We start from the raw sequence: 24,702 nt of genomic DNA on the forward strand, positions 1-24,702 counted from the left end.
AGCAAGCTCGGCAGAGTTTGTGCTGAATTCGTCATTCGTGCCGCCGACCTCATGCTGTGTTGCAGCATGGTAAAAAGTGTGAATGCACCCTTGCTACCGGCGAGAGGGCGGGGCTACCATCGAGACGTTTCCCGCGGCAGGAACGCGGTTGCGACATGATCGAGGTGCTTCCAGCTCCGGATGGGTCAGGTACGCAGCTGCGGCTGCGTCCCCCACGGGCGCTCGATGCCCGGCAGTTCGTCCTGTTGTTCACCGTGTTGTCGGGTGCGATGTGGCTGGTGTCCGCCCTCGGGTGGTTGGCCGGCAATGCATTCGCCCCCCTGTTCGCGCTGCTGTACAGCCTGGTGCTGGCGGCGGCACTGCGTGCCTTGTGGCGCAGTGGTGAACGGCAGGAGGAGATCCGGGTAGTGCCGGCGTACGTGGAGGTCATCCCCGTACCCGGTGGATCGCCGGTGTTCCGGGCCCACCCCCACTGGGTGCGCCTGCTCACCGACGACGAGAGGGTCCGGCTGGCATCCAGCGGCCGGCAGGTGGAGGTGGGGAGTTTCCTCGCGCCGGCCGAACGTCAGACGCTCGCAGAGACACTTGAAAGCTTGCTCGCCGCCAGCGATGGCGGCAACCGACGACGCTAAGGGTCTAGGCAATGAAGCAAAGCAGCAGGTGGGGCACGAAGTGCGTTGCAGCGGTCGCCGCCATGGTGGCCGGGGGACTGATGCCGGCGTTGGCCTGGGCCCAGGCGGCCGATCCCAAGCCGTGGCAGCTGAACATGGGCAAGGGGGTGACCCAGACCTCGCGCCTGGCCTGGGAATCGAACAATCTCTCGTTGATCATCTGCACGGTGATCGGCGTCATCGTGTTCGGGGCGATGGCCTACGCCATCTTCAAGTTCCGCAAATCCAAGGGGGCGGTCGCCGCCACCTTCAGCCACAACACCAAGGCCGAGATCATCTGGACGGTGATCCCGGTGATCATCCTGATCGTGATGGCATGGCCGGCCACGGCCAACCTGATCAAGATGTACGACACCCGCGATGCCGAGATGACGGTGAAGGTCACCGGCTACCAGTGGATGTGGAAGTACGAATATCTCGGCGAGAACGTCACCTTCACCAGCCGCCTGGACCGCGAGTCCGACCGCGTGCGGCAGAGTGGCATCGTGCCGACCCGCGAGACTCACCCGCATTACCTGCTGGATGTCGACAACCGCCTGGTGCTGCCGGTCGATACCAAGGTGCGCTTCGTCATCACCTCCGACGACGTGATCCACGCCTGGTGGGTGCCGGCGCTGGGCTGGAAGCAGGACGCCATCCCCGGTTTCATCAATGAGGCCTGGACCAGCATCGAGCAGCCCGGCGTCTACCGCGGCCAGTGCGCCGAGCTGTGCGGCAAGGACCATGGCTTCATGCCGATCGTGGTCGAGGCGGTGTCCAAGGAAGAGTTCAAGCAGTGGCTGGCGCAGCGCAAGCCGGCGCCGCCCGCCGAGCCGGCAACGCCGGCGGCACCTGCCGAACCGACTGCACCGACGGGAGAGGCACCTGCAGCGCCTGCCGCTGCTGAAGCCGGCAGCGCGCCTGCCACCGCGGCCAGCGGAGCGTGATGTAAAGCCCGCGGCCGTTCGCGGCCGTGGTGACAACCGATTCTGAGAGGTGTTTTGCAATGGCGCACTCGGCAGTTGGGCACGACGATCACCATCACCAGCAGAGTTTCTTCGAGCGTTGGTTCTTCTCGACCAACCACAAGGACATCGGCACGCTGTACCTGGGTTTCAGCTTCATCATGTTCATCATCGGTGCGGCGATGAGCGTGGTGATCCGCGCCGAGCTGGCACAGCCGGGCCTGCAGTTCGTCAAGCCCGAGTTCTTCAACCAGATGACCACCGTGCATGCGCTGGTGATGATCTTCGGTGGCGTGATGCCGGCCTTCGTCGGACTGGCCAACTGGATGATTCCGCTGCAGATCGGCGCGCCGGACATGGCGCTGCCGCGAATGAACAACTGGTCGTTCTGGCTGTTGCCGGTGGCTTTCAGCCTGCTGCTGCTGACCCTGTTCCTCCCTGGCGGTGCACCGGCCGGCGGCTGGACGTTGTACCCGCCGCTGTCGCTGCAGGGCGGCTACAACGTCGCCTTCAGCGTGTTCGCGATCCACGTGGCCGGCATCAGTTCGATCATGGGCGCGATCAACATCATCGCCACCGTGCTCAACATGCGCGCGCCGGGTATCGACCTGCTGAAGATGCCGATCTTCTGCTGGGCCTGGCTCATCACTGCCTTCCTGCTGATCGCGGTGATGCCGGTGCTGGCCGGTGCGGTGACCATGCTGCTGACCGACAAGTTCTTCGGCACCAGCTTCTTCAACGCCGCCGGTGGCGGTGACCCGGTGATGTACCAGCACATCTTCTGGTTCTTCGGGCACCCCGAGGTCTACATCATGATCCTGCCCGCCTTCGGCGTGGTCAGCGAGATCATCCCGACCTTCAGCCGCAAGCCGCTGTTCGGCTACCAGGCGATGGTGTACGCCACCGCCGCCATCGCGTTCCTGTCGTTCATCGTCTGGGCCCACCACATGTTCACCGTGGGCATGCCGCTGGGCGGGGAGATCTACTTCATGTTCGCCACCATGCTGATTTCGATCCCGACCGGGGTGAAGGTGTTCAACTGGGTCAGCACGATGTGGCGTGGCTCGCTGACGTTCGAGGCGCCGATGCTGTGGTCGGTGGCCTTCGTCATCCTGTTCACCATCGGTGGCTTCTCCGGCCTGATGCTGGCCATCGTGGCGGCTGACTTCCAGTACCACGACACCTACTTCGTGGTCGCGCACTTCCACTACGTGCTGGTGACCGGCGCGGTGTTCGCGCTGATCGCCGCGGTGTACTACTGGTGGCCGAAGTGGACCGGGCGGATGTACAGCGAGAAGTGGGCCAAGGTGCACTTCTGGTGGTCGATCGTGTTCGTCAACCTGCTGTTCTTCCCGCAGCACTTCCTCGGCCTGGCCGGCATGCCGCGGCGTATTCCCGACTACAGCGTGGCCTTCGCCGACTGGAACCTGATCAGCTCGATCGGTGCGTTCGGCATGTTTGCCACGCCGTTCATGATGGCCGCGATCCTGCTGTCCTCGCTGCGCAACGGTGAGAAGGCCGAGGCCCGTTCCTGGGAAGGTGCGCGCGGCCTGGAATGGACGCTGCCGTCGCCGGCGCCGGCGCATACCTTCACCACGCCGCCGACGATCCGCCCGGGGGATCTGGCGCATGACGACATCACGCATTGAGGTGGGGCATGCATAACGAGAGCCCGCTCCCGATCGGCAGAGTCGAGCCAGGATCGGCTGACAGCGTGTCGTCCGGTCAAGAGCAGCCGACCAGCGGTCGGCTCTACCAGGGCGGAAGCATCGAGCAGCAGCGCCAACGCGCCAGGCGCACGGCGATGTGGGTCGGCGCCATCGCCGTGCTGGTCTACGTCGGTTTCATCCTCAGCGGGGTGATCGGCCGATGAGCGAGGCGCCGGCCAGCACACCGTCACCCAGCGCCGGGCTGCCGCGCCTGATCGGTGTGGCGGTGGCGGTGTTCCTGCTCACGTTCTCGCTGGTACCGCTGTACCGCATCGCCTGCGAAAAGGTGTTCGGCGTGCGCCTGGAACGCGGTCCCGGTGGCGAAGCGAGTGCCGGTGCGGCGGCCGGCAAGCGCACCGTGCGCGTGGAGTTCGATGGCGGCGTCAACTCGCGCCTGCCATGGTCGTTCCATCCCGAGCAGCTGACCATGGACGTGGTGCCCGGCGAACTCAACGAAGCGCTGTACTTCGCCCGCAATGACAGCCAGCAGGCAGTGGTCGGCAGCGCGGTGCCTTCGGTGGCGCCGGCGCGTGCGTCGGGGTTCTTCAGCAAGACCGAGTGCTTCTGTTTCACCGCGCAGACGCTGCAGGCCGGCGAGAAGCGCGACATGCCGGTGCGCTTCATCGTCGATCCGGACCTGCCGCCGGAGATCAAGACGATCACCCTGTCCTACACCTTCTACCGCAATGACGCGCTGTCCGATCGGCTGGCTCCGGCCGCCACCTCGGAAGGCGCGCACGCCGCACCCTGACCCCGGATACCGACATGGCCCAGACACCGACCGACGCCAACGTGTACTTCGTCCCGGCCCAGAGCAAATGGCCGTTCGTGGGTTCCATCGCGATGATGGTGACCATGGTCGGCGTGGCCAGCTGGCTCAACGATGCCAGCTGGGGACGTTGGACGTTCTACATCGGCATCGCGATGCTGGTGCTGACCCTGTTCTGGTGGTTCAGCGATGTGGTGCGCGAATCGCAGGCCGGCAACTACAACCATCAGGTCGATGGCTCGTTCCGGATGGGGATGATCTGGTTCATCTTCTCCGAAGTGATGTTCTTCGGTGCGTTCTTCGGCGCGCTGTTCTACACCCGCAACCTGGGCCTGTCGTGGCTCAGCGGCGAAGGCCGCGGGGTGATGACCAACGAGCTGCTCTGGCAGGGCTACTCGGCGGGTTGGCCCACCAATGGCCCGGCGGCGATCGGTGGTGCGTTCCAGACCATTCCGGCCTGGGGCCTGCCACTGATCAATACGCTGATCCTGCTGACCTCCGGCGTGACCCTGACCATCGCCCACCACGCACTGAAGGCGGGCAACCGTCGCCAGCTGCTGATCTGGCTGGGCCTGACCGTGGTGCTCGGCCTCGGCTTCCTGACCCTGCAGGCGGAGGAGTACATCCACGCATACAAGGAACTGAACCTGACGCTCGGTTCGGGCATCTACGGTTCGACGTTCTTCATGCTGACCGGCTTCCACGGCGCGCACGTGCTGCTGGGCACGATCATGCTGATCGTGATGTGGCTGCGATCGGCCAAGGGGCACTTCACCCGCGACAACCATTTCGGTTTCGAAGCCGCCGCGTGGTACTGGCACTTCGTCGACGTGGTGTGGCTGATGCTCTTCATGTTCGTCTACGTGCTTTGACCGCGCACGTATCGGTGGCCTCAGCCGCCGATGCCGTGCGGTTTGATCCAGCCCATGTAGATGCTCACGATCACCAGCAGGATCAACGCCACCGACACCGCGATGCGGCGGGTCAGTGCGTTGACCGTGCGCTTGGTCTGGCCGCGGTCGACCAGCAGGTAATACAGGCCGGCGCCCAGATTCCAGACGATGACGATCAGAAACGCGATTACCAGCAGGGTCTTCAGCGAATCACTCATGCGCGGCTCGAGGGCAGGGTGGATGTGCCTATCTGACCGCGTTTGCGCGGACTTGTCATGATGCGCCAGCACACGCGCCTGATCGGCTGGCTGTTGGCGCTGCTGGCGATGGCCGGTTTCAGCGCATTGGGGCTGTGGCAGCTGCAGCGCATGCATGCCAAACAGGCAATGTTGGATGCACAAGGTCCAGCCGTGGCACAGGCGCTGCCACTGGCGCAGGCCCTGGCGGCGCCCGGCGCCTTGCACGGCGTGGCCGACCACGGCCGCTTCCTGCCCGGCGTGGTGCTGCTGGACAACCAGACCCGGCATGGTCGCGCCGGGGTGAAGATCTATCGTCCGTTCCGCAGTGACGGAGGCAGCGTGCTGCTGGTCGACCTCGGCTGGCGCGCGCTGCCGCCGGATCGCACGCTGCCGGATGTGCCGGCGCCGCCTTCGCCGGTGGCGGTGCGTGGGTTATTGGCGCCGCCGCCGTCGGCGGGACTGGCACTGGGCCCGGCGTTCTCCGCTACCGATGAGGCCGGGCGTTGGCTGGCCAGCCGTTTGCCCGCCGAAGGCCTGGCGGCGGCGCTTGGCCTACCGGTATTGCCCGACCGCGTGCTGCGGCTGGATCCGGTGCTGCCATTCGGCGACGAACGCGATCTGGACCTGCTGCCGAATACGCTGCCGCCGCAGCGCCACCTGGGCTACGCCGTGCAGTGGTTCGGCCTGGCCCTGACCGTGCTGGTGGTCGCGCTGGTGCTGGAGTGGCGCAGGAGACGTGCCGTGGCCCGGTAGTGCCGGCCGCTGGCCGGCATCCCCTCGGATTCCTGGATGCCGGCCAGCGGCCGGCACTACCAGGGCACCACACCCGCATCCCTTACCCAACCATGAGAAAATGCTCCGCATGAACACTGCTACGTCCCCGCAGGCGCGCGGCTCCGGCCGCCGGACCCTGGTGCTGCTGTTTGCCGTGTTCTTCGGTGCGATGGCACTGGCCGCCGTGCTGCGCTTCTCCGGCTGGCAACCGACCGGGCACCGCAATGCCGGCCAGCTGCTGAAGCCGCCGGTGGACCTGCGCCAGCAGGCGCCGACCCTGGCCAGCGGCCAGCCCTACGCCTGGAACCCCGAGGCCCGTACCTGGCGCCTGCTGGTGGCGCCGGCCGGTGCCTGCGACGCGCAGTGCGTCACTTTGTCGCAGGGACTGGGCAAGGTGTGGCAGCTGTTCGGCCATAACGCCGATAATGTCGAAATCCTGTGGCTGGGAACGCCACCGGCGTCGATCGCCTCGCTGCCCGCGCTGCGGCCGCTGGCTCCGTCGCCAGCACTGCGCGCGGCCCTGCCCGGCGTCGACGATCCGGCTGGCCTGCCGGTCTACGTGATCGATCCGAACGGCTTCGTGATCATGCGTCATGCCCCGGGCACCGACCTGGGTGGCCTGCGCAAGGACATGGCCACGTTGCTGAAACTGAAGTGAGTCCCGTTTGATGAGCCTTTCCGCGCGTCCGGCGCTGCACCGCAATTTCCACCGCCTGGCGTGGTTCGCCATGATCATGACCGCGAGCACGATCATGTTCGGCGCCTTCGTGCGCCTGTCCGATGCCGGCCTGAGCTGCCCGGACTGGCCGACCTGCTATGGCCAGGCCACCTGGCCGCAGCACGTGGAAGAGACCATCGGCCACCCGGCGGCGGAGATCCGCCCGCTGGAGACCCACAAGGCCTGGCGTGAGCAGGTGCACCGCTTCCTGGCTGGCGCGCTGGGCATCGAGATCCTGACCCTGGCCCTGTTGGCCACGCGCAAGCGGCGATTCGGAAGCACGGCGGTGGTGACCGCCTGCGTGCTGGTGGCCGCCGGCATACCGCTGTACATGATGGGCTGGCATGGCACGGCCAGCGTGCTGGCGTTGATCGGTGAGGCGATCCTGCTGATCGCCGCGCTGCGCTGGAGCAACATCGACTTGGCGCGCGCTGCATTGCTGACCCTGGCGGTGGTGATCTTCCAGGCCTTGCTGGGCATGTGGACGGTGACCCTGCTGCTCAAACCCATCGTAGTGATGGGCCATCTGCTCGGTGGCATGCTGATGTTCGGCCTGCTGGTGTGGATGGCCTGGCGCGCGACGCACATGCCGATCACGCTGGCCGAGGCGCCGAAGCTGAAGTGGCTGCTGCGCATCGGCGTAGCGGTGCTGGTCACCCAGATCGCGCTGGGGGGCTGGGTCAGCGCCAATTACGCGGCGCTGGCCTGCGGCGGTGGCAGCGCCTCGTTGGACAACTTCCCGCGCTGCGCCAACCAGTGGTGGCCGCAGCACAACTTCGTCGAAGGCTTCACCCTGTGGCGTGGCATCGGCGTGGACTACGAAGGCGGCGTGCTGGATGGCGCCTCGCGTATCGCCATCCAGATGGCGCACCGCCTGTTCGCGGTGGTGGTGGCTGTCTACCTGCTGTGGCTGGGCGTGCGCCTGTTCCGGTTGCCGAGCATGCGTGGCTGGGCCAGCGCGTTGATCGCGCTGCTGGTGCTGCAGGTCACCCTCGGCATCCTCAATGTGAAGCTGGCGCTGCCGCTGGAAGTGGCGGTGGCCCACAACGGCGTGGCCGTTGCCCTGTTGTTCGTGCTGGTCAGCCTGCTGGCCCGCCTGCGTGCCCCGGACTGATTCCATGTTTTCCAATTACCGCCAGTACTGGGACCTGACCAAGCCCAAGGTCGTTGCCCTCATTGTCTTCACCGCCCTGGTCGGCATGGTCCTGGCCATCCCTGGCGTGCCCAGCTGGGAGCAGGTGCGCGCAGGCGTGCTCGGCTTCCTCGGTATCTGGCTGGCCGCTTCGGCCGCCGCGGCGATCAACCAGCTGCTGGATGCGCACATCGATGCGCAGATGGCCCGCACCTCGTGGCGTCCGCTGGTGGTGGGCAAGGTCAAGCCGTGGCAGGTGCTGGTGTTCGCCGGCGTGCTGATCGTGCTGTCGATGGTCATCCTGGTGCTGTGGGTGAACCTGATCACCGCAGTGCTGACCTTCGCCTCGCTGATCGGTTACGCGGTCATCTACACCGTGTACCTGAAGCGTGCGACCTCGCAGAACATCGTCATCGGTGGCCTGGCCGGCGCAATGCCGCCGATGCTGGGCTGGGCCGCGGTGACCGGCATGCAGGGCTCGTCGGACTGGGCGTACTCGTCGCTGCTGGTGCTGATCATCTTCATCTGGACGCCGCCGCACTTCTGGGCGCTGGCGATCTTCCGCCGCGAGGACTACGCAAAGGCGGAGATCCCCATGCTGCCGGTGACCCACGGCGTGGTGCACACCCGCAAGCAGATCATGGTGTATTCGGTGGTGCTGGCGCTGGTCTGCCTGCTGCCGTACCTGGTGGGCATGAGCGGTGCGTTCTACCTGGGCGGCGCGATCGTGCTCAATGCGGTGTTCCTCTGGTACGCCTGGCGCATGCTCAATCCGCCGGACGAACTGTTCTCGATGAAGATGTTCTATTACTCCATCGTCTACCTGATGGCGCTGTTCGCCTTCCTGCTGGTGGACCATTGGATCCTGCCCTGGCTGTAGAGTCGAGCCATGCTCGACTCGGGGGCGGATCCCCGTCGGGGCTCTGACCAGGTCTGATGGAGGGCGCATCCACGCATGGCGTGGATCTACTTGAACCGCGGTTGCTGTGTCGCCATTGCTGTTCCTGACCCCAAGGAAAGGAAGGCGCAGGGATGCATTCGATCTTCCGCTGGACTGCGGCGCTGCTGCTGACGCTGGGCATGGCCCTTAGTGCGCATGCCGACGACACCGCCGCGCAGATCCGCCAGCATGCCGGTGAGCACCGCCTGCTGGTACTGGGCGAATTCCACGGCACCCGCGAGACCCCGTTGCTGGTACGCCAGCTGGTGGACGACTACAGCCGTAACGGCCCGGTCGTGCTGGCGCTGGAACTGCCACGTGCAGAGAACCCTGCGCTGCACGACTATCTGGAATCCGATGGCGGGGCCGCGGCGCGCCAGCACCTGCATGGCCGCGCGTTCTGGACCGTGCGCGATGACCAGCATGACGGCCGTCGCAGCCGCGACATGCTGGCGATGATCGAAGACCTGCGTGCGCTGAAGGCACAGGGTCGTGCCATCGATGTGGTCGGCTATGACGTCGACAACAGCGATGGCGGCAACCAGGCACGCGATGACCGCATGGCGGCCGAGCTGCGGCGGCTGCACCGGCGACTGCCGGCTGGCGCACGCATGCTGGTGCTGACCGGCAACGTGCACGCCATGCTGCAGCGGCCGCAGGGCATGCCGCCGGAAATGCAGCTGCACCCGATGGCCTCCCAGCTGCGGGATCTGGAGATCTACAGCGTGCGGTTGGGCGCGCAGCGTGGTCAGGTGTGGGGATGCGCGGGCCGCTGCGTGGCGCGGTCACTTCCAGAGCAGGTGGCCACGGCGCCGCGGGTCGATGCCGATGCGAAACGGCCGTACGACCTGTGGGTGTGGATGCCGGAGCTGAGCGTCGGCACGCTGGTGGGCCCGTAACGGCAGGCAACCCGTCCACGAATGGCGTGGATCTACTGGTGGTTCACGCCATCGGTGGGAGTAGAGCCACGCCATGCGTGGATGGGCTCTCACGGAACCCGGCGCAGCCAGTGTCGGGTTTCGCCCGGGAGGGCTGCAACTGCGCCCATCGACCAAGCCGTCGCGCTGTAGGGTTTTGCCGCGCTGTCAGCTTCCTGCACGCAAGGCGTCACAGATACCGACTGTTCCACCAGACCGGATCATCAACAGTAGATACACAGGTATTGCGGGATGACTCGCAATTCTGTGGAGCAATCAATGAGATGTCATGTTTCTCTGCCCATCGTTCTGTGTGCCGCGCTTACCTGCCTGGCTGGCAATGCAGCAGCAGAAGTAAAAGCACTGAGTCGGGCCAACTGCATTGGATTCATCAACGAATCCGTGACCTATGAACGGCCCCAGTTTCGCAATTTTCAGGGGTCGGCCGTAACCAGGCACGTTCCCCTCGGGAACATTGAGCCGAAGCATGCTTTCGGTGCGCCTAACAATGGACTGTACTCCTGGCGATTTTACGCAGGCGATGGCAGTGATCCAGAACGAATGGTTGTTCACGGATATCACACATGGGTGCTGGGCGGACGCGTATTTACGCAATCCACGAGTGCGGTCGATTGCCAACTTTCGGAGTGGTGAGCATCATGAAGAGTCTTTGCTTTATCGCATTCTCGCTGGCCATGTCGATGTCAGCTCAAGCATCCCAGAATGAACCTGCTCCCGATGCGGTAGGGAGCTGGCTACACCAACGTGCCATGCAGGCTGCAATGCAGGAGGCCTCGGCAATGGGAAGATCGTCCGCCAGAGTGGGCAGCTACCAGATGGTGAAACTGGCAGACCTTGATGCCCCCCGAGAAGTGAAGCGGCAGCTTCGCGATGACATCGAACGATCCAACGGTGTCGTGCGGGTTGCAGCAGGGAGCATCCCAACGCAGGCCGAAATGCTGGCTGCCGTGCCGCGGACTCACCGCTCAACTCCAGAACTACGCCAGCGCCTGCCGCAGCCACCCAGCAGGCTGGAAAGCAGCCTGCTGGGCGCAGCCGAGATGATTGGCATGGAGCCCAGTGGTGCGTTGGAGGGTGGAAAGTCCTCGGGCTTGAGCCGTTTCTACCGGCTGGAGGGTGTCGGCATCGTGGAGTTCAGCGAGAACAACTTCCTCGCTGCGGGCATGCAGATCGAGGTCATCGCGGAGGCGCAGAACACCGTGGTGGACGGCAAGCCCGCTCACCTCGGGAAGGTTGTGGATAGTGTCGGCCGTACTCGGGTTGAGCTTGCCTGGACGGGAGACAGCAAGACCTACAGTCTGACCGTCACGGGCGAGCCGGGCAGCGACGTGGAGCGCAACGCCCGAGTGCTGCACGACATCGCCGCGGCCATCGTGGATTAGCGGCGGCGTATGCGTCATCCACGCATGGCGTGGATCTACTGCGGGTTCACGCCATCCGCGGTTTGGTAGATCCACGCCGCGCGTGGATGGGCTCTCTACAAAAACCCGCGCGCCCAATCAGGGCGCGCGCTTCGCATACCGCTGCGCGATCACGCCGCAGACGATCAGCTGGATCTGGTGGTAGATCATCACCGGCAACACGATGGCGCCGAGGCTTCCACCGGCGAACAGCACCTTGGCGATCGGCACGCCGGTGGCCAGGCTCTTCTTCGAGCCGCAGAACACGATGGCGATCTCGTCCTCGCGGTTGAAGCGCAGGCGGCGGGCGATGAAGGTGATCAGCGGCATGGCGATGCCCAGCAGCACGGCGGCCACGACCGCCACGGCCAGCAGCGACAGCAGTGGCGTCTTACTCCACAGGCCCTCGGTGACAGCTTCGCCGAAGGCCGAGTACACCACCAGCAGGATGGTGGCCTGGTCGGTGTAGCGCAGCAGCGCGCGCTGCTTTTCCACCCAGCCGGCGATCCAGGGCCGCAGCAGATGGCCGGCCACGAACGGCACCAGCAGCTGCAGCATGATGCCGCCGATCGCATGCAGCGGATCGTGGATGCCGCCGGAGGTGCCGGCCAGCGCGGTCAGCAGCAGCGGGGTCAGGAATACGCCGAGGATGCTCGACAACGAAGCGCTGCACACCGCTGCGGGCACGTTGCCATGCGCCATCGAGGTGAACGCGATGGACGACTGCACGGTGGAGGGCAAGGTGCACAGGAACAGCACGCCCAGATACAGCTCCGGGGTCAGCAGCCAGCCCGACAGCGGCTTGAACATCAGCCCCAGCAGCGGGAACAGGATGAAGGTGCAGGCCAGGATGGTCAGGTGCAGCCGCCAGTGCAGCATGCCGCCGATGATCGACTCGCGCGGCAGGCGCGCACCATGCAGGAAGAACAGCGCGGCGATGGCGACGGTGGTGACATCGTCGAGGACGATGGCGGCGGCGCCCTTCATCGGCAGCAGCGAGGCCAGGCCGACGGTGCACAGCAGGGCGAGGGTGAAATTGTCCGGTCGCAGGCGCGACCACCAGCGGGTCATGGTGGGCAGAGTCCTTGGTGCGGAGGGTTCAGGGCGAAGTGACCGGTGTGGCCAGGCGCTGGCGGGTAGCGGCCTCCAGCGACTTCAGGCCGGCGCGCTGGCCGAGCTGCAGTGCCTGTTCCGGGCTGGCGTGTTCGTAGCGTGCGTTGACCAGGCCGAGCACGGCACCGGCGCGGTTGCCGGAGGCGCAGTGCAGCAGCACCGGCCCCTGGCTCTGCTGCAGGGCCTGATGCACGGCGCGCACGTTGGCGGCATCGAGCCCCTCGGCGCCGGCCACCGGAATGCGTACGTAGCGCAGACCCAGTGATTCGGCCACGCGCGTTTCATCGAAGCCGCGGTCTTCGTCGGGCTGGCGCAGGTCGATCACGGTGCGCACGCCCTGCGTGGCCAAGGCCTGCAGCTGTACAGCGCTGGGCTGGCCGCCGGCATACAGGCCGGGGCGGACTTCGTTGAGGGGCGCGTCTTCGGCCAGGGCCGTCAGCGGCAGGCAGAGCGACAACAACAGCAGGCAGGTCAGGCGCAGCAGCATGGTCCTCTCCGTGAAAACGTTCTGCCGCTACAGGCGCAGTCCGGCGCGCGCCTTCAGCAGCTCGCGCAGTTCGTATTTGTCAGTATCGTCCAGACCCTGCTGGCGCTGCTTTGCCAACAACTCCTCCAGACGTTGCACCAGCAGCTGTTTCTCCAGCTGGGCCACGGCATCGTGCAGTTCCTGGGTCCACATCGCGTCGTCGCCGGGCATCGTCTGCGCGGCCAGCGTGTGCAGTGACGCCTGTTCCTCACGCCCGTCGAAGTGCTCCAGCAGTGCGCCGGTGCTGATGTCCGGGCGCTGCTCGACCAGATCCAGCAGCTCCAGCAGCAGCTCCACGCCCGGCAGGCGCAGGCCCTGGAAGTGGTGCTTGCCGCCCAGCGTCAGCGCCAGCGACGGCTGCTGCAGCAGTACGGCGATCGCGCCGCGTACCAGGCTGCGCTTGGCCACGGGCTGGATCGCTCGCGAGGGCTGGCGTTGCGGCATCGGTGCGCGCGCTGCCTGGGCATTGCCGCCAAGGCCGGTCAGCTGCGCCAGCTGCTGCTTCATCAGGTCGCCGAAGGCGCCGTCGGGAATCTGCGCCAGCATCGGCTTTGCGCGCTCGGCCAGGCGCGCCTTGCCATCGAGCGTGCCCAGGTTGATCTCGCGGGTGAGCTCGTCGAAGAAGAACTGCGACAGCGGCGTGGCCTGTTTCAGGCGTTCGTTGAAGGCCTCGGCGCCTTCCTTGCGCACGATGGTGTCCGGGTCTTCGCCATCGGGCAGGAACAGGAAGAAGGCCTGGCGGCCATCCTTCATGCGCGGCAGCACCGACTCCAGCGCCTTCCAGCCGGCGCGGCGGCCGGCGGCGTCGCCATCGAAGCAGAAGAACACATCCGGTGCGTTGCGGAACAGCAGCTCGGCATGGTCCGGCGTGGTTGCGGTACCCAGCGTCGCCACCGCCTGGGTGACCCCGAACTGGAACAGCGAGACCACGTCCATGTAGCCCTCGACCACGATCAGCCGCTCGATCTTCTGGTTGGCCTGGCGCACCTGCCACAGGCCGTACAGCTCGCGGCCCTTGTGGAACAGCGCGGTCTCGGGCGAGTTGAGGTACTTGGGGCCGTCGTCCTTCTCGAACACGCGGCCACCGAAAGCGATGACCCGGCCGCGGCGGTCGAAGATCGGGAACATCACCCGGTCGCGGAACTTGTCGTAGACGTGACCGCGATCGTTCTTGGAGAACAGGCCGGCGCGGTCGAGCAGCTTCATCCGCCGCTCGTCCTTGCCCAGCGCATCGCGCAGGCCGCTGTAACCATCCGGCGCGTAGCCGATCTGGAAGCGCGCGCGGTTCTCTTCATCCACGCCGCGGCCATCCAGGTAGCTGCGGGCCTTGTCGCTGCCCTGCAGGTTGCTCTGGAAAAACTTCGTGGCCGCCTCAAGCGCCGAGTACAGCTCGCGGCTGTCGTCCTGCTGCTGGGGGCTGCGCGGATTCTCGCTGCGCGGCACTTCCATGCCTGCGCGCTTGGCCAGTTCATCCACCGCGTCGAGGAATTCGAGGCGGTCGTAGTTCATCAGGAAGCTGATCGCGGTGCCGTGCGCGCCACAGCCGAAGCAGTGATAGAACTGCTTGGTGGGCGAGACCGTGAACGACGCCGAGCGCTCGTCATGGAACGGGCAACGCGCTGCGTATTCCTTGCCCTGTCGCTTCAACGGCACGCGGCTGCCCACCACCTCGACGATGTCGGAGCGGGCGAGCAGATCGTCGATGAAAGCGTCGGGGATACGGGCCATGGGCAACAGAACGGGGCGCGGCCGCAGGGCGCGCAGCAGGGGCGGCAGGTTCCCCTAGTTTACTCGCTGGCGGTGCCGGGGCTGGCCTGTTCGGCCTCGACCCCGGCCCTGGCCAGTTGCGCCCGTGCATGCTGCCGTTCGTCGATCACCGCAGTCATCAGCGCACCGACGAAGAACACGGCGGTGGCGTAGTAGATCCAGACCAGCGAGATCACCAGCGCGCCCATCGAACCGTAGGCGCTGCCCGGGGCCACCGTGGCGATGTAGACGCCGATGCCATAGCGGCCGAGGGTGAACAGCACCGAGGTGATGGCACCGCCGATGAAGGCCTGGCGCCAGGCCACGCGGCGGTCCGGCAGGTAGTGGTAGAGGAAGGCGAAGGCCAGCGTGTACAGCAGCAGCGAGGTCAGGTAGCCGATTGCCGGCAGTACCGAGGGCAGTTGCGCGAACACCACCTGCAGCGCAGTGGTGGCGGTCATCGACAGGATCAGCAGGAAGCCCAGTGCCAGCACCACGCCGAACGAGAACACGCGTTTGCGCAGCCAGGCCTTGATGCCATCCAGACGCTGGCCGCTGGTGTGGAAGATCCGGTTCAGCGCGTTCTGCAGCTGGGCGAACACCGCCGTGGCGCCGATGAACAGCAGCAGCGTGCTCCACAGCCCGGCCAATGAACCGACGCTGGGCTGGCTGTTGGCGTTGTGCAGCACGGTGTCGGCGACGCTGGCCACGCTGCTGCCGGCCACCGAACCGATCTGGCTGATCAACGTCTGTTGTGCCGGTGGGTACAGCGAGGCGGTCAGCCACAGCAGCAGCACCAGCAGCGGTGCCATCGACAGCAGGGCGTAGAAGGAGACCGAGGCGGCCTGGGTCAGCACGTCGATTTCGACGAAGCGCTTGGCGACGGCCATCGGGAAGCTGTCCTGCAGGCGGTCAGCGTAGTGGCGAAGCCGTGCGGGAATGCCGTGGGGACGCGTGTCGGCGGGGGAGTGCGATTGCTCGACCATGGGGATGTTGTAGCAGCCGGGGGTCGAAGGTGCGGTGAAGCGGGTGCATCAATGGGGTCAGAGCCCTTCCGCGATGCGAAAGGGATCCGACCCCGGCAATGGCTTACGCCAGCTGCTGCTTGACCAGCTTGGAGACCAGACCCATGTCGGCCTGGCCAGCGAGCTTGGGCTTCAGTGCGCCCATCAGCTTGCCCATGTCGGCCGGAGCGGAAGCGCCGGTCTCGGCGATGGCGGCCTGGATCGCGGCGACGATCTCGGCTTCGCCCATCTTGGCCGGCAGGTAGGCTTCGATGACCACGATCTCGGCGCGCTCGATCTCGGCCAGGTCCTCGCGGTTGGCGGCTTCGAACTGGCTGACCGAGTCCTTGCGCTGCTTGACCATCTTGTCGAGCACGGCGATCACGGCGGTGTCATCCAGCTCGATGCGCTCGTCCACTTCGCGCTGCTTGATGGCGGCGTTGATCAGGCGGATCACGCCCAGCTTGTGCTTCTCGCCCGCCTTCATGGCGGCCTTCATGTCTTCGGTGAGCTGCTGCTTCATGCTCATGAGGAACCTCGTGGTGGTAGGTGGGGCGGGGCGGATGCCCGAACCCGGAAACGCAAAAAGCCGGCGACGCTCGCGCGTGCCGGCTTCGGCTCCATCGCGACAGGCAAGCCCATCGCAATGAAGATGCGTCCGATCAGTACAGGCGCTGACGCTTGGTAACGTCGCGCGACGAGCGGCGCAGCTGACGCTTCACAGCAGCGGCGGCCTTGCGCTTGCGCTCCTGGGTCGGCTTTTCGTAGAACTCGCGCTTGCGGGTTTCGGCCAGCACACCGGCCTTTTCGCAAGTGCGCTTGAAGCGGCGAAGAGCAAACTCGAAGGGCTCGTTCTCGCGGACTTTGACGCTGGGCATGGAATCTCCGGGACACAGTAGAACCGGGTCACGCCCGGCGAGCCGCACATTATAGCGGCGAATCGACAAACTGCAAGCGGCCAACCCTGAATACGGGCCGGCGGTTCGAAAGCAGTGAGATCTGCACGTCCCCCGAGGGGGCGGCAGGGGCGTCATAATAGCAGGCATGCGAGTCCTTGGCATCGAATCTTCCTGTGATGAGACCGGCGTGGCGGTGTATGACACCGACCTGGCCGGCAGCGCGGCCCTGCGCGCCCATGCGGTCTACAGCCAGATCGCCCTGCACGCCGAATACGGTGGTGTGGTGCCCGAACTGGCCAGCCGCGACCACGTCCGCAAGCTGCTGCCGCTGGTGCGCCAGACCTTGGCCGACGCCGGTCTGGGCGTAGGTGATATCGACGGCGTGGCCTATACGGCCGGTCCCGGTCTGGTCGGCGCACTGCTGGTCGGCGCGGGCGTGGCGCGGTCGCTGGCCTGGGCGCTGGAGGTGCCGGCGGTGGGCGTACACCATATGGAAGGCCACCTGCTGGCCCCGCTGATGGAGGACGACCCGCCGGAAGCGCCGTTCGTGGCGCTGCTGGTGTCCGGTGGCCATACCCAGCTGGTGGCGGTGGACGCGATCGGCCAGTACCGCCTGCTGGGCGAGACCCTGGACGACGCGGCCGGCGAGGCCTTCGACAAGACCGCCAAGCTGATGGGCCTGCCGTACCCGGGTGGCCCGCAGCTGGCCAGGCTGGCCGAGCAGGGCACGCCGGGCGTGTACCGCTTCGCGCGACCGATGACCGACCGCCCGGGGCTGGATTTCAGCTTCTCCGGCCTGAAGACCCAGGTCCTGATGGCCTGGCGCGACAGTGACCAGAGCGAGCAGACCCGTGCCGACATCGCCCGGGGCTTTGAGGACGCGGTGGTCGAGACCCTGTCGATCAAGTGCGAACGCGCGCTGGAAGCGGCGGGCACCAACGTGATCGTCGTGGCCGGCGGTGTCGGCGCCAACAAGCGTCTGCGCGCCCGCCTGCAGCAGATGGCCGAGCGTCTCGGCGGCCGTGCCTGCTTCCCGCGGCCGGCACTGTGCACCGACAACGGCGCGATGATCGCCTTCGCCGGCGCGCTGCGCCTGCAGGCCGGCCAGTACAGCCCGCCGAAGGTGGATGTGACCCCGCGCTGGGACATGGCGACCCTGCCGGCGGTCTGAGCCCCCCGGCCGCGCGAACCGCTCGATCGGCGTTTGTAGAGTCGAGCTTGCTCGACTGGGCGCAATGACGGACACAGAGCAGTCGAGCAAGCTCGACTCTACAGGCAGGCCTCCGTAGCGCCGGGCCACGCCCGGCTACACATTACGGACGCCCTGCCAATGGCGACGCCGCCAACACCGTTGTCGCCCGCTCATGGCGCTGTAGCCAGCCCAGCGTATGCGGGCAGCGGGCGTGGATCAGCCGTCCGATCGCCGCCAGGTCGGCACCGATGTCGCGTTCCAGGATGGGTTCGTGGTGGGCGATCCGATTGCGCAGGAGGCGGATGCGGTCGAGGTCGGCATGGATGGACCGACGCAGGACGGACAGCGGCACCGAGGGTGCGTGTGGCAGCGCCAGGCCCATGGTCCCGGCCCAGATCGAATGCTCGAACCGTCGAGCGAACAATTGCTGCCAGAAGCCGAATCGCAGTTTGGCGATGACCTCCGGTACATCCCGTGGAGCTCCGGCGCTGCCGCGGACATCGCATAGCGAGGCAAGGGCGCCTTCGGCAGGAAGGCTGCGCAGCAGCGCTGGATGCCAGGGCCAGCATCGACCATAGCGATGCACCAGCGCCGTAGCTGCTGCATTGCGGATCACGACTTCACAGATGTGCAACGGTGGCAGGAGAGCAGCACACATCTGCATGTTCCAGGCATAGAGCGTGGCTGGATCGGCTACGCAACGAGAAGCGATGCGCTCGTAGGTCGACCATCTCTGCCTGGATAGAGCTGCCTGCAGGATCCTGCTTTCCTTCATCAACTCACTCCCAGGGAACGTGGTTTCACCTTGACCCTGGGAACGATGCAGGAACATCAGAAAACGGCATCATGATCGTCAGTGTTCTTTCGTGGATCGGCTCGGTTTTTCACCCGGTCGTCTGCCGTGACGCATTTGCCAATTGACTGGTCAGGGGGGCACTCCTAACCTTGCGGCGTGTGCTCCGGGACTCGCGGCTGAATTCCAGCTTCCCCTGGGGACGTTGAGAGGTACCAAAGGGCCCCGCTAGCAGGGCCCTTTGTCTTTTCTGGAGCCGCATTCCTGCCGGCCACCCACCGCCCGTTCCGGGCAGGCTCACCGTCGTGCCGTTACCATGGCCCCCTGTATTCGAGCTGGTTAAGCGCAATGGACAAGGTTTTCATCGAGGGGCTGACGATCGACGCCCTGATCGGTATCTACGATTGGGAACGACGGATCCGCCAGGACCTGGTGTTCGACCTGGAGATGGGCTTTGACAACCGTCGTCCCGCGGCCTCCGACGACATCGCCCATACCCTGAACTACAAGGCGGTGAGCAAGCGCCTGGAGCAGTTCGTGCGCGAGTCGGAATTCGGCCTGGTGGAAACCCTGGCCGAGCGCTGCGCACAGATCGTGCTGGACGAATTCGACGTGAAGTGGCTGCGCCTGAAACTGAGCAAGCCGGGCGCGGTGCGTGGCGCGCGCGCGGTGGGCGTGATCATCGAGCGCTCGCGGGACTGATCCGGTAGTGCCGGCCGCTGGCCGGCACCCCCAACAACAACGACAACGCAAGGAGACAACTGATGGTGGACGCGGTGGTGGCGGTACAGTGGCTGGAAAAGCTGCAGAACACACTGGAACCCTATCCCGGCGCCTACCTGGCGTTGATGATCTCGGCGCTGCTGATCGCAGCGGGCCTGGCCAACTGGGTGACCAAGCGCATCCTGGTGCGTGGCCTGCGGCGCCTGCTGCAGCGCCTGCCGGGCGCTGAGTCCGGGCGCGGCAGCCACTTGATGCGGGTCATTTCGCGCCTGTCCAACGTGGTGCCCAGCCAGGTGATCGCCTCGGGCATCACCCTCATTCCCGACCTGCCGCCCAGCCTGGTCAACGTCATCATCAAGCTGTGCATCGTGTGGGCCGTGCTGACGGTGTCGATGGCGTTCTCGCATGCGCTGGACGCGGCCAACAGCCTGTACGAGCGCAAGCCCGATGCGCGCAACAAGCCGATCAAGGGCTACCTGCAGGTGGTCAAGATCGTGGTGTTCGTGGCCGCTGGCCTGTCCATCGTCGCCACCCTGCTGGGGGTGAAGCTGGGGCCGCTGGTGACCGGCCTGGGCGCGGCCACGGCGGTGCTGATGCTGATCTTCCAGGACACCATCCTGTCGCTGGTGGCCAGCGTGCAGATCAGTGGCGATGGCCGCGTGCGCATCGGCGACTGGATCGAAATGCCCAGCCAGAACGCCGACGGTGACGTCATCGATATCGCGCTGCACACCGTCACCGTGCAGAACTTCGACAAGACCATCACCACCATCCCGACCAAGAAGCTGGTGACCGAGTCGTTCAAGAACTGGCGCGGCATGCAGGAGGCCGGTGGCCGCCGCATCAAGCGCGCGCTGTACCTGGACCAGCACAGCGTCGGTTTCCTGGACGAGGGTGATCTGGCCTTCCTCGGCGAATTCGCGCTGCTGCGCGACTACCTGCAGGCCAAGGAGCAGGAGCTGGGCCAGTGGAACGGGCGCCTGCGCGAGCAGGGCGTGGCCGAGGTCAACAGCCGCCGGGTGACCAACCTGGGCACCTTCCGTGCGTACGTGGAGCGCTATCTGCGCAGTCACCCGGGCATCCATACCGACATGACCCTGCTGGTGCGGCAGCTGCAGCCGACCACCGAGGGCCTGCCGCTGGAGCTGTACTGCTTCACCCGCAGCACCGCCTGGGGTGAATACGAGGCGGTGCAGTCGGACATCTTCGACCACCTGCTGGCGATCCTGCCGGCGTTCGGCCTGCGCGTGTTCCAGGCCTCCAGCGACGCCATGTTGATGGCCGGGCAGCGCCAGTTGGCCGGCTCGGAGTAAGCTGCGGTGCCCCCGGCGGGGCCATACGGACCCCGCTGGTGGCTGAAACTGAATGAAGAAACCTCTCGCCAAATCGCCCGGGATCGCTAGAATGCCGGGCTTGTAAACGTTTTCATCAAGGACTGCCGGTGGCCTCCGATCGCATCGAATCCCTCATTGCCCAGATGACCGTCGAGGAAAAGGTCGGCCAGCTGGGTGTCTTCGCGGACATGGTCCGCCCGTTCGCCCCGGACGTGAACCCGGAAGCCAACGTGCGCAATGCCGACCAGGTGCTGCAGCAGGTGCGCGAGGGCAAGGTCGGCTCGCTGTTCAATGGTGTGGGCGCCGAGCTGGGCCGCCGCATCCAGCAGGTCGCCACCGAAGAGAGCCGCCTGGGCATTCCGGTGATCCTGGCCGCCGACGTCATCCACGGCATGCGTACCGTGTTCCCGATTCCGCTGGGCGAGGCCGCCAGCTTCGAACCGGAGCTGGCCGAGCGCACCGCACGCGCCACCGCCATCGAAGCCACCGCTGCTGGCCTGCACTGGACCTATGCGCCGGCCGTGGACATCGCCCGCGACCAGCGCTGGGGCCGTGGCGCCGAAGGTGCCGGTGAGGACGTGGTGCTGGGGTGTGCGTTCGCCGCCGCCCGCGTGCGCGGCTTCCAGGGCAGCGACCTGCGCGCTGCCGATTCGCTGCTGGCCACGCCGAAGCACTTCGCCGCCTACGGTGCGGTGATGGCCGGCATGGAATACAACATGGTGGACATCTCGCCGCAGACCCTGCGCGACGTGCACCTGCCGCCGTTCAAGGCCGCCTTCGATGCGGGCGCGATCACCGTGATGTCCTCGTTCAACGACATCAACGGCGTGCCGGCCAGCGCCAACGCCGAACTGCTGACCGACATCCTGCGCGGTGAGTGGAAGTTCCCGGGCGTGGTGATCTCCGATTACACCGCCGACATGGAACTGGTCGCGCACGGTTATGCCGCCGACGACCGCGATGCCACCGCCAAGGCGTTCACCGCCGGCCTGGACCTGAGCATGCAGAGCGGCTTCTACGCCGAGCACCTGCCGGGCCTGGTCGAGAGCGGCGAGGTGCCGATGGCGGTGCTGGATGAAGGCGTGCGCCGCATCCTGTGGCTGAAGGAAACCATCGGCCTGTTCGACGACCCGTACCGTTCGCTGGATCCGGCGCGCGAAGCCGATACCTCGCACATTGCCGCACATGACGCGCTGTCGCGCGATGCGGCGCGTCGTTCGATCGTGCTGCTGAACAACCGTGACAGCGTGCTGCCGCTGCAGAAGACCGGGCAGAAGATCGCGCTGATCGGTCCGTTCGTGCAGGACCGCGAGAACATTGAAGGCTGCTGGACGCTGTTCGGCGACAAGCAGCGCTACGTGGACCTGGAAACCGGCGTTCGCGCCGCCATCGGCGATGAATCGCTGCTGGAAATCGTGCCGGGCTGCGAACTGGAAGTGGCCATCCCCGGTGGCACCGAAGCGGCCGTGGCCGCTGCGCTGCGCGCCGACGTGGTGGTGCTGGCGCTGGGCGAGCCGCAGCGTTACAGCGGCGAAGCGCAGTCGCGCGTCGAGATCACCCTGCCGCCGGCACAGCAGGCGCTGGCCGAAGCCGTGGCGATGACCGGCAAGCCGCTGGTGGTGCTGCTGCGCAATGGTCGCGCGCTGGCCTTGCAGGGCGCCGTGCGTAATGCGCAGGCGGTGGCGGTGACCTGGTACCTGGGCACGCAGACCGGCCACGCGGTGGCCGATGTGCTGTTCGGTGACTACAGCCCGTCCGGGCGGCTGCCGGTCAGCTTCCCGCAGGTGTCCGGCCAGCAGCCGTATTTCTACAACCACCCGCGCACCGGTCGCCCGGAACTGCCGACCATGTCGGAGTTCAAGGCCCGCTGGCGCGAGATTCCGAACGAGCCGCTGTACCCGTTCGGGCATGGTATCGGCTACACCACCTTCGCCTACGGTGCGCCGCAGCTGAGTGCGGCGCAGCTTGGCTGGGACGACAGCCTGACCATCACCACCACGCTCACCAACAGCGGCGACGTGGCCGGCGAGGAAGTGGTGCAGCTGTACATCCACGACCGCGTGGCCAGCCGCGTACGTCCGGTGCGCGAACTGAAGGACTTCCGCAAGGTGGCGCTGCAGCCGGGCGAGTCGACCGAAGTGGTGTTCACCCTGACCCGCGAGCAGTTGGCGTTCACCGGCCGCGACGGCGTACTGCGTGCCGAGCCGGGCCACTTCGACCTGTGGGTCTGCGCCTCGTCGGCAGCAGGTGAAGCCGTGCAGTTCGAGCTGCTGAAGGCCTGATCGAGAAAAAGGGGACGGAGGGGATTAAGTCGTTTGTGGCACAAACGACTTAATCCCCTCCGTCCCCTTTTTGTTGTTCTCACTGGCACGGCGCTACCATCGGTGTTCTTGAACCGATGGATGCCTGCGCATGCGCATGATCGCTGTGTTGATTCCCGCCCTGTTGCTGGCGGCCTGTTCGCAGCCGGCACCGCCGGCCGAGCCTGCGGTGGACGCACCGCCGCCGATGGAGGCCAGTGCTGCGGCCACGCCCGCGGCTGAATCGGCGAAGGCTGCTGCCGAGCCGGCCGGCGCCGCACCGGCGGATGTGCCCGCGGAAGACGCGCGTGCGCGTATCGAGACCCTGCTCGGTGATGCCGCGCAGTACGAGAAGGTGTTCAACGCGTTCAAGACCGCGGTGGTCGGCGGTGATCGCGCTGCGGTGGTGGAGGAAGTGCGCTTCCCGCTGAATATCGCTAACGGAAGGAAGATCACCGGCCCCGGTGAGTTCCAGCGCAACTACGAGAAGATCATCACCCCGGCGGTGGTCAAGGCGGTGTCCGAACAGGACTTCGGCAAGGTCTTCGTCAACCAGCAGGGCGTGATGATCGGCGATGGTCAGGTGTGGTTGAACGGGCAGTGCCTGGACCAGGCCTGCACGAAGACCGAGGTGAAGGTCATCACCATCCAGTAAATGCGAACGGCCCCGCATACGGGGCCGTTTCGTATGGGTAGTGCCGGCCGCTGGCCGGCAACCGCAGGATGCCGGAAGAACCCAGGGTGCCGGCCAGCGGCCGGCACTACCAGGACATCAGGTCTTCGGGGTGAGCTTCAGCAGGCGCGCCTTGTTGCCGTCCTCCAGCAGCCACAGGGCGCCATCCGGGCCCTGTTCCACTTCGCGGATGCGCTCGCCCATGTTGAAGCGTTCGGCTTCGCGCGCGCTGTCACCATCGAAGGCCACGCGCACCAGCGAGGTGGACGACAGGCCGCCGATGAAGCCGCTGCCCTTCCACTGCGGGAACAGGTTACCGCTGTAGATCACGAAGCCGGCCGGCGAGATCACCGGCGTCCAGGTCACCTTCGGGGCGGCGAATTCCGGGCGGGTGCTGTGGTCGGGAATCGGGCGGCCGTCGTAGTGGTTGCCGTTGGAGACGATCGGGTAGCCGTAGTTGGCGCCGCGCACGATCAGGTTCAGCTCGTCGCCGCCGGCCGGGCCCATCTCGTGCGCCCACAGCTTGCCGTTGGCATCGAAGGCCATGCCGAGGATGTTGCGGTGGCCCAGCGACCACACCTGCGCGGCCACGCCGCCCTGCGAGGCGAACGGGTTGTCGGCCGGTAGGCTGCCATCGTCGTTGAGGCGGATGATCTTGCCGAGGTTGCTGCCCATGTCCTGCGCCGGATCGAACTTCTGGCGCTCGCTGGAACTGATCCACAGCTTGCCGTCCGGGCCGAAGACGAGGCGGTGGCCGTAGTGGCCCTCGCCACTGACCTTGGGCGTCTGTCGCCAGATCACCTTCAGGTCCTTCAGCTCACCGCCACCCTTGGCATCCAGCGCCAGCGTGGCGCGTGCGACGGCAGCGCCACGGGTGTCCAGCGTGCCTTCCTCGGCATAGCTGAGATAGATCACGTGGTTGCTTGCGAACTGCGGGTGCAGGATCACGTCACCGAAACCACCCTGGCCACCGTAGGCGACCTTCGGAACGCCGGTGATCTCGTGTTTCTGGCCACTGGCCAGGTCCAGGTGCTGCAGCTTTCCGCGCTTTTCGGTGACCAGCAGGCTGCCATCGGGCAGGAAGGTCATTGCCCACGGCTGGTCGAAACGACTGATTTCGGATGCGGTGAACGGTCGCTGGTCGGCAGCGTCTGTGCTGGCAGCGGCAGCTTTCTGCCCACTGGCATCGGGGCCGGCGGCACTGCAGGCCGTGGTGGCGAGGATCGGCAACAGGCCGAGGGCGAGCAGCAGGGGCGTGCGGGTCATGGGTAT

At 66.2% G+C, this 24,702-nt stretch carries 26 protein-coding genes; 17 read left to right on the forward strand and 9 right to left on the reverse strand.

Annotation, left to right across the window (positions count from 1 at the left end):
- Positions 1–155 precede the first annotated feature (155 nt).
- From ACX9OT_RS15265 to ACX9OT_RS15290, 6 genes are read left to right on the forward strand one after another with little or no spacing between them, the layout of a single operon-like run.
- Positions 156–632: a DUF2244 domain-containing protein gene (locus ACX9OT_RS15265; protein ID WP_004153894.1), complete on the forward strand. Its 477-nt coding sequence runs from the start codon at positions 156–158 to the stop codon at positions 630–632.
- Between the two features lie 11 nt (positions 633–643).
- Positions 644–1,597, forward strand: a complete 954-nt coding sequence (coxB, locus tag ACX9OT_RS15270) for a cytochrome c oxidase subunit II (protein ID WP_032129720.1) — start codon at positions 644–646, stop codon at positions 1,595–1,597.
- 59 nt (positions 1,598–1,656) lie between these two features.
- Entirely contained in the window at positions 1,657–3,264 is a 1,608-nt protein-coding gene (gene ctaD, locus ACX9OT_RS15275; RefSeq protein WP_100467696.1) for a cytochrome c oxidase subunit I, read from the forward strand.
- 8 nt (positions 3,265–3,272) lie between these two features.
- Positions 3,273–3,488 carry a hypothetical protein gene (locus ACX9OT_RS15280; protein WP_149909065.1) on the forward strand — a complete coding sequence of 72 codons (216 nt, stop codon included), beginning with the start codon at positions 3,273–3,275 and terminating at the stop codon, positions 3,486–3,488.
- Positions 3,485–4,075, forward strand: a complete 591-nt coding sequence (locus ACX9OT_RS15285; RefSeq protein WP_149909064.1) for a cytochrome c oxidase assembly protein — start codon at positions 3,485–3,487, stop codon at positions 4,073–4,075. Before ACX9OT_RS15280 ends, ACX9OT_RS15285 begins: the two co-directional genes overlap by 4 nt.
- 14 nt (positions 4,076–4,089) lie before the next feature.
- Positions 4,090–4,965, forward strand: a complete 876-nt coding sequence (locus ACX9OT_RS15290; RefSeq protein WP_005412024.1) for a cytochrome c oxidase subunit 3 — start codon at positions 4,090–4,092, stop codon at positions 4,963–4,965.
- Between the two features lie 20 nt (positions 4,966–4,985).
- On the opposite strand, the gene ACX9OT_RS15295 is transcribed toward ACX9OT_RS15290, so the two are convergent.
- Positions 4,986–5,204, reverse strand: coding sequence for a twin transmembrane helix small protein (locus tag ACX9OT_RS15295; protein ID WP_005412025.1), 219 nt, complete (start codon positions 5,202–5,204; stop codon positions 4,986–4,988).
- A gap of 57 nt (positions 5,205–5,261) precedes the next feature.
- On the opposite strand from ACX9OT_RS15295, the gene ACX9OT_RS15300 reads away from it, so the two are divergent.
- The 6 genes from ACX9OT_RS15300 (at position 5,262) to ACX9OT_RS15325 (ending at position 11,109) form a co-directional block, all read left to right on the forward strand.
- Entirely contained in the window at positions 5,262–5,978 is a 717-nt protein-coding gene (locus ACX9OT_RS15300; RefSeq protein ID WP_100437704.1) for an SURF1 family protein, read from the forward strand.
- A 109-nt stretch (positions 5,979–6,087) separates the two neighbouring features.
- Positions 6,088–6,657 carry a hypothetical protein gene (locus ACX9OT_RS15305; RefSeq protein WP_032129724.1) on the forward strand — a complete coding sequence of 190 codons (570 nt, stop codon included), beginning with the start codon at positions 6,088–6,090 and terminating at the stop codon, positions 6,655–6,657.
- A 10-nt stretch (positions 6,658–6,667) separates the two neighbouring features.
- Positions 6,668–7,831 (forward strand): COX15/CtaA family protein, encoded by a 1,164-nt coding sequence (locus ACX9OT_RS15310; protein ID WP_032129725.1) that lies wholly within the window; start codon positions 6,668–6,670, stop codon positions 7,829–7,831.
- A 4-nt stretch (positions 7,832–7,835) separates the two neighbouring features.
- The gene (gene cyoE, locus ACX9OT_RS15315) at positions 7,836–8,729 is read left to right on the forward strand and encodes a heme o synthase (RefSeq protein WP_010484229.1); all 894 of its coding nucleotides are present in this window, start codon (positions 7,836–7,838) and stop codon (positions 8,727–8,729) included.
- A gap of 152 nt (positions 8,730–8,881) precedes the next feature.
- Positions 8,882–9,688: a calcium-binding protein gene (locus tag ACX9OT_RS15320; RefSeq protein WP_134951717.1), complete on the forward strand. Its 807-nt coding sequence runs from the start codon at positions 8,882–8,884 to the stop codon at positions 9,686–9,688.
- Between the two features lie 677 nt (positions 9,689–10,365).
- Positions 10,366–11,109, forward strand: a complete 744-nt coding sequence (locus ACX9OT_RS15325) for a hypothetical protein (protein ID WP_149909063.1) — start codon at positions 10,366–10,368, stop codon at positions 11,107–11,109.
- 117 nt (positions 11,110–11,226) lie between these two features.
- On the opposite strand, the gene ACX9OT_RS15330 is transcribed toward ACX9OT_RS15325, so the two are convergent.
- The 6 genes from ACX9OT_RS15330 to rpsU form a co-directional block, all read right to left on the reverse strand.
- On the reverse strand, positions 11,227–12,198 hold the full coding sequence (locus tag ACX9OT_RS15330) for a bile acid:sodium symporter family protein (RefSeq protein WP_134951715.1): 972 nt from the start codon (positions 12,196–12,198) through the stop codon (positions 11,227–11,229).
- A 28-nt stretch (positions 12,199–12,226) separates the two neighbouring features.
- The gene (locus ACX9OT_RS15335) at positions 12,227–12,727 is read right to left on the reverse strand and encodes a protein tyrosine phosphatase family protein (RefSeq protein WP_134951714.1); all 501 of its coding nucleotides are present in this window, start codon (positions 12,725–12,727) and stop codon (positions 12,227–12,229) included.
- A 27-nt stretch (positions 12,728–12,754) separates the two neighbouring features.
- Complete coding sequence (gene dnaG, locus ACX9OT_RS15340; protein WP_012509841.1) at positions 12,755–14,494, reverse strand: DNA primase; 1,740 nt, start codon at positions 14,492–14,494, stop codon at positions 12,755–12,757.
- A gap of 59 nt (positions 14,495–14,553) precedes the next feature.
- A complete protein-coding gene (locus ACX9OT_RS15345) occupies positions 14,554–15,498 on the reverse strand; it encodes a YihY/virulence factor BrkB family protein (RefSeq protein ID WP_134951713.1) in 945 nt (314 codons plus the stop codon).
- Positions 15,499–15,601: 103 nt separating this feature from the next.
- Positions 15,602–16,045 (reverse strand): GatB/YqeY domain-containing protein, encoded by a 444-nt coding sequence (locus ACX9OT_RS15350; protein ID WP_134951712.1) that lies wholly within the window; start codon positions 16,043–16,045, stop codon positions 15,602–15,604.
- Between the two features lie 133 nt (positions 16,046–16,178).
- The gene (gene rpsU, locus ACX9OT_RS15355; RefSeq protein WP_002808376.1) at positions 16,179–16,394 is read right to left on the reverse strand and encodes a 30S ribosomal protein S21; all 216 of its coding nucleotides are present in this window, start codon (positions 16,392–16,394) and stop codon (positions 16,179–16,181) included.
- 166 nt (positions 16,395–16,560) lie between these two features.
- On the opposite strand from rpsU, the gene tsaD reads away from it, so the two are divergent.
- Positions 16,561–17,586 carry a tRNA (adenosine(37)-N6)-threonylcarbamoyltransferase complex transferase subunit TsaD gene (gene tsaD / locus ACX9OT_RS15360; protein ID WP_049461901.1) on the forward strand — a complete coding sequence of 342 codons (1,026 nt, stop codon included), beginning with the start codon at positions 16,561–16,563 and terminating at the stop codon, positions 17,584–17,586.
- A gap of 142 nt (positions 17,587–17,728) precedes the next feature.
- Here the strand turns inward: tsaD and ACX9OT_RS15365 are convergent, their stop codons facing one another.
- Entirely contained in the window at positions 17,729–18,439 is a 711-nt protein-coding gene (locus ACX9OT_RS15365) for a hypothetical protein (protein WP_317608643.1), read from the reverse strand.
- A 309-nt stretch (positions 18,440–18,748) separates the two neighbouring features.
- Here ACX9OT_RS15365 and folB point away from each other — a divergent pair, with 309 nt between their 5' ends.
- The 4 genes from folB (at position 18,749) to ACX9OT_RS15385 (ending at position 23,412) form a co-directional block, all read left to right on the forward strand.
- Entirely contained in the window at positions 18,749–19,102 is a 354-nt protein-coding gene (folB, locus tag ACX9OT_RS15370) for a dihydroneopterin aldolase (RefSeq protein ID WP_025878255.1), read from the forward strand.
- Positions 19,103–19,164: 62 nt separating this feature from the next.
- Complete coding sequence (locus ACX9OT_RS15375) at positions 19,165–20,436, forward strand: mechanosensitive ion channel family protein (RefSeq protein ID WP_149909062.1); 1,272 nt, start codon at positions 19,165–19,167, stop codon at positions 20,434–20,436.
- A gap of 128 nt (positions 20,437–20,564) precedes the next feature.
- Positions 20,565–22,739 carry a glycoside hydrolase family 3 N-terminal domain-containing protein gene (locus ACX9OT_RS15380; protein ID WP_149909061.1) on the forward strand — a complete coding sequence of 725 codons (2,175 nt, stop codon included), beginning with the start codon at positions 20,565–20,567 and terminating at the stop codon, positions 22,737–22,739.
- A gap of 130 nt (positions 22,740–22,869) precedes the next feature.
- On the forward strand, positions 22,870–23,412 hold the full coding sequence (locus ACX9OT_RS15385; RefSeq protein ID WP_149909060.1) for a hypothetical protein: 543 nt from the start codon (positions 22,870–22,872) through the stop codon (positions 23,410–23,412).
- Positions 23,413–23,529: 117 nt separating this feature from the next.
- Here ACX9OT_RS15385 and ACX9OT_RS15390 read toward each other — a convergent pair whose 3' ends face one another.
- Positions 23,530–24,696: a PQQ-dependent sugar dehydrogenase gene (locus tag ACX9OT_RS15390; RefSeq protein WP_149909059.1), complete on the reverse strand. Its 1,167-nt coding sequence runs from the start codon at positions 24,694–24,696 to the stop codon at positions 23,530–23,532.
- Positions 24,697–24,702: the final 6 nt, after the last annotated feature.

This window comes from Stenotrophomonas genospecies 3 (genome assembly GCF_054473855.1).

Coding starts and splice junctions, on each gene's coding strand:
- folB (WP_025878255.1), top strand. CDS start 18,749: ATGGACAAGGTTTTCATCGAGGGGCTGACGATCGACGCCCTGATCGGT.
- coxB (WP_032129720.1), top strand. CDS start 644: ATGAAGCAAAGCAGCAGGTGGGGCACGAAGTGCGTTGCAGCGGTCGCC.
- ACX9OT_RS15295 (WP_005412025.1), bottom strand. CDS start 5,204: ATGAGTGATTCGCTGAAGACCCTGCTGGTAATCGCGTTTCTGATCGTC.
- ACX9OT_RS15375 (WP_149909062.1), top strand. CDS start 19,165: ATGGTGGACGCGGTGGTGGCGGTACAGTGGCTGGAAAAGCTGCAGAAC.
- ACX9OT_RS15310 (WP_032129725.1), top strand. CDS start 6,668: ATGAGCCTTTCCGCGCGTCCGGCGCTGCACCGCAATTTCCACCGCCTG.
- ACX9OT_RS15330 (WP_134951715.1), bottom strand. CDS start 12,198: ATGACCCGCTGGTGGTCGCGCCTGCGACCGGACAATTTCACCCTCGCC.
- ACX9OT_RS15300 (WP_100437704.1), top strand. CDS start 5,262: ATGATGCGCCAGCACACGCGCCTGATCGGCTGGCTGTTGGCGCTGCTG.
- ctaD (WP_100467696.1), top strand. CDS start 1,657: ATGGCGCACTCGGCAGTTGGGCACGACGATCACCATCACCAGCAGAGT.
- ACX9OT_RS15345 (WP_134951713.1), bottom strand. CDS start 15,498: ATGGTCGAGCAATCGCACTCCCCCGCCGACACGCGTCCCCACGGCATT.
- ACX9OT_RS15280 (WP_149909065.1), top strand. CDS start 3,273: ATGCATAACGAGAGCCCGCTCCCGATCGGCAGAGTCGAGCCAGGATCG.
- ACX9OT_RS15335 (WP_134951714.1), bottom strand. CDS start 12,727: ATGCTGCTGCGCCTGACCTGCCTGCTGTTGTTGTCGCTCTGCCTGCCG.
- rpsU (WP_002808376.1), bottom strand. CDS start 16,394: ATGCCCAGCGTCAAAGTCCGCGAGAACGAGCCCTTCGAGTTTGCTCTT.
- ACX9OT_RS15390 (WP_149909059.1), bottom strand. CDS start 24,696: ATGACCCGCACGCCCCTGCTGCTCGCCCTCGGCCTGTTGCCGATCCTC.
- ACX9OT_RS15320 (WP_134951717.1), top strand. CDS start 8,882: ATGCATTCGATCTTCCGCTGGACTGCGGCGCTGCTGCTGACGCTGGGC.
- ACX9OT_RS15385 (WP_149909060.1), top strand. CDS start 22,870: ATGCGCATGATCGCTGTGTTGATTCCCGCCCTGTTGCTGGCGGCCTGT.
- ACX9OT_RS15285 (WP_149909064.1), top strand. CDS start 3,485: ATGAGCGAGGCGCCGGCCAGCACACCGTCACCCAGCGCCGGGCTGCCG.
- dnaG (WP_012509841.1), bottom strand. CDS start 14,494: ATGGCCCGTATCCCCGACGCTTTCATCGACGATCTGCTCGCCCGCTCC.
- ACX9OT_RS15365 (WP_317608643.1), bottom strand. CDS start 18,439: ATGTTCCTGCATCGTTCCCAGGGTCAAGGTGAAACCACGTTCCCTGGG.
- tsaD (WP_049461901.1), top strand. CDS start 16,561: ATGCGAGTCCTTGGCATCGAATCTTCCTGTGATGAGACCGGCGTGGCG.
- cyoE (WP_010484229.1), top strand. CDS start 7,836: ATGTTTTCCAATTACCGCCAGTACTGGGACCTGACCAAGCCCAAGGTC.
- ACX9OT_RS15305 (WP_032129724.1), top strand. CDS start 6,088: ATGAACACTGCTACGTCCCCGCAGGCGCGCGGCTCCGGCCGCCGGACC.
- ACX9OT_RS15350 (WP_134951712.1), bottom strand. CDS start 16,045: ATGAGCATGAAGCAGCAGCTCACCGAAGACATGAAGGCCGCCATGAAG.
- ACX9OT_RS15325 (WP_149909063.1), top strand. CDS start 10,366: ATGAAGAGTCTTTGCTTTATCGCATTCTCGCTGGCCATGTCGATGTCA.
- ACX9OT_RS15265 (WP_004153894.1), top strand. CDS start 156: ATGATCGAGGTGCTTCCAGCTCCGGATGGGTCAGGTACGCAGCTGCGG.
- ACX9OT_RS15290 (WP_005412024.1), top strand. CDS start 4,090: ATGGCCCAGACACCGACCGACGCCAACGTGTACTTCGTCCCGGCCCAG.